Origin of the sequence: Agrococcus sp. HG114, from assembly GCF_024723325.1 — a bacterium.
Lineage (GTDB): Bacteria > Actinomycetota > Actinomycetes > Actinomycetales > Microbacteriaceae > Agrococcus.
Window position 1 is genome coordinate 1 of record NZ_JANQCH010000183.1, and the last position, 2756, is coordinate 2756.

At 73.2% G+C, this 2756-nt stretch carries 2 protein-coding genes; one reads left to right on the forward strand and one right to left on the reverse strand.

What is annotated here, in order from left to right; all coding sequences use genetic code 11:
- The first annotated feature begins 265 nt into the window (after positions 1-265).
- Positions 266-1333 (forward strand): epoxide hydrolase family protein, encoded by a 1068-nt coding sequence (locus NWP09_RS12335; protein ID WP_258275796.1) that lies wholly within the window; start codon positions 266-268, stop codon positions 1331-1333.
- Between the two features lie 109 nt (positions 1334-1442).
- On the opposite strand, the gene NWP09_RS12340 is transcribed toward NWP09_RS12335, so the two are convergent.
- Positions 1443-2687, reverse strand: a complete 1245-nt coding sequence (locus tag NWP09_RS12340; RefSeq protein ID WP_258275797.1) for a CapA family protein — start codon at positions 2685-2687, stop codon at positions 1443-1445.
- Between the last annotated feature and the right edge of the window lie 69 nt (positions 2688-2756).

Sequence of the window (2756 nt, forward strand, 5' to 3'; positions counted from 1 at the left end):
GCGTGAACAACTCCACTCAACCCGCGGGGGTCCTCCTCACGCCACCGCCCAATGCACCAAGGTCATGGCCGGGTACAGCTAGCCGCGCCGCTGGCGCTGCGCACGTCGGCCGAGTCGCGCACGCCCGCCCCACCGGTGCGGTTGCGCCCGAGCGGTGCGGGCGCGCCAGCACCCGCCGGGCGCGACTGCACCCGTCGACGCGCATGGTTTCCGCGTTGGGCCCGGCCTCGGTCGCGGCGTCAGTGGTCCGGCCTAGCCTCGACGCATGAGCGAGCCCTTCCTGTTCCGCGCGCCCGATGCAGAGCTCGAGCGCCTGCGGCGCCGGCTCGGGGAGGCGAGCGTGCCAGAGCCGACGCCCGGCGCGCACGGCATCCCGATGCCGGTGCTGCAGCGGCTGCTCGAGCGCTGGCGCGACGGCTTCGACTGGCGCGCCGTGGAGCAGCGGCTGTTCGCGCACGACCACCGCGTCGCGACCATCGAGGGCACGCGCATCCACTTCGTGCACGTGCGCGGCGGCACGCGGGGTCGCCTTCCGATCGTGCTCACGCACGGCTGGCCGTACTCCTTCGCCGAGATGCTGCCGCTTGCCGAGGCGCTGCGGGGCGAGCTCGACGTCGTGATCCCCTCGCTCCCAGGCTTCCTGTGGTCGGAGCCGCTCGACGAGCCGTTCACCGAGGAGGCGGTCGCCCGCCGCTGGCGCTCGCTCATGGTCGACGAGCTCGGCTACGAGCGCTTCCTCACCTACGGCGAGGACGTCGGGGCGGGCATCAGCGATTGGCTGGCGGGCGGGCATCCAGATGCGGTCGCGGGCCTGGTCGCGACGCACGCGTCGTTCGGCGCCCGGGATCGCGGCGAGCAGCTCACGACCGACGAGACCGACTTCTTCGGCCGCTTCGACGCGGAGGGCCCGCTCGCCGGCGGGTACGCGCACCAGCAGGGGACGCGGCCCGACACGACCGCCGCGGCCCTGCTCGACTCCCCGCTCGGGCTGCTCGCATGGATCGGCGAGAAGCTGCTCGAGTGGGCGGGTGACGACGGGCTCGACGACGACACCGTGCTCACGACCGTGAAGCTCTACTGGCTCACGCGCTCGATCGGCACATCGTTTCGCCCGTACAGCGACGAGCGCGGCGCGCCGCACCCGATCGTCGATGCGCCGGTGGCCGTGCGCGTTCAGCGCCGCGAGCAGGACTACCCGCGCTCTCTCGCGGAGCGCTCGTACCGCGACCTCCGCAGCTTCTCCGTGCTCGAGCGCGGCGGCCACTTCCCCGCCCTCGAGACACCGTCGGAGGTCGCGGCTGCGGTGCTCGAGCTGGAGGTGCTGGCTCGCTGAGCGGATCGCCGGAGGCGCCACTCACCCGCCAGAGGCGCCACTCACCTGCCGGAGGCGCCACTCACCCGCACGAGGCGCCACTCACCTGCGGGAGGCGCCACTCAGCGAGTCAGGGGGCGAACGAGTCCGTGACGATGCGCACGTCGGGGCCGAGCGCATCCGTCACGAGCTGGATGCCCGACTCGACGGTGAGGTCGTTGCGCCACGCTGAGCGGGTGATCGGCTCGGCCGCGTCGACCAGCGGGTGCAGCTGCAGGTTGCGGCGGTGGATCCACTGCTGCGACGCGAACTGCTGCGGCGTCAGGTCGAAGTGCATGTAGATCGGCACGGCCGCCGGGTCGACGACCGAGACAGGGCCGCCCGGCTCGCCCACGAGCGAGAACTGCGCCACCGCGCTCACCACGCGCGGGATCGCCATCTGCGTCGTGACGGAGTTGCCGAGCGAGTAGTAGACGAACGCCCGCGAGCCGTCGGCGCGCTCGAGCCACTCCGCCTCCTGCAGCACGTGCGGGTGCGTGCCGAGGATCACCTCGGCGCCGAGGTCGGCGAGCCGCTGCGCCTGCTCGCGCTGCCTGGCGTTCACGACCGACGAGTACTCGTCGCCCCAGTGCACGGCGACGATCGTCGCGTCGGCGCGCTCCTCGGCCTCGGCGAGCTGCTGCTCGACGAGCGGGTCGTCGAGCCACGTCACGGCGAAGTCGTTCGTGGGCGTGTTCGACAGGTCGACGAAGTTGAGGAACGCGACCGCCATGCCGTGCACGTCGGCGATCGGCACCTCCGCCTGCTCCTCCGGCGAGCGGAACGCGCCCGAGATCAGCAGCGGGTCGAGCTCGTCCCACACGGCGCGCGTGCGATCGATGCCCTCCTGCCCGCGATCGAACGTGTGGTTGTTGCCGAGGCCGATCGTGTTGCACCCGGCGTCGGCGATCCCCTCGGCGAACTCGCGCGGCGCGTTGAACGCCGGGAAGTACGTGAGCCCCAGCTCGACGCCGCCCGAGGGTGCCTCCTGGTTGCAGTAGACGAGGTCGCTCTCGGCCCAGATCGGCCGCGCCGCGTCGAAGAACTGGCCGTAGTCGTACCCGCCGTCGGGCGTGCGCGCATCCATGGTCACCGAGTCGTGCGGCAGGATGTCGCCCATCGCGCTCACCGACACCGTGATCCGCTCCGGCGTGGGCGTCGGGGTGGCGGATGCGGTGGGCTCGGCCGCGTCCTCGGCCGCGGTCGGCGTCGGGTCGAGCGCGCCCTGCTGGCACCCGGTGAGCAGCAGCGCGGCGCCGGCCCCGAGGGCGACGAGCGCCCTGCGCGACCGGCCGCCGATCGCGCGGAGGCTCGACGCGGTGCTCGGTTGGCTCATGACGCCAGGCTACGCGGCCCGCAGGCCCGGACCGGGACGCCGAGCCATCGCGCCGCCGCACCGCCGCAC

Coding starts and splice junctions, on each gene's coding strand:
- NWP09_RS12335 (WP_258275796.1), top strand. CDS start 266: ATGAGCGAGCCCTTCCTGTTCCGCGCGCCCGATGCAGAGCTCGAGCGC.
- NWP09_RS12340 (WP_258275797.1), bottom strand. CDS start 2,687: ATGAGCCAACCGAGCACCGCGTCGAGCCTCCGCGCGATCGGCGGCCGG.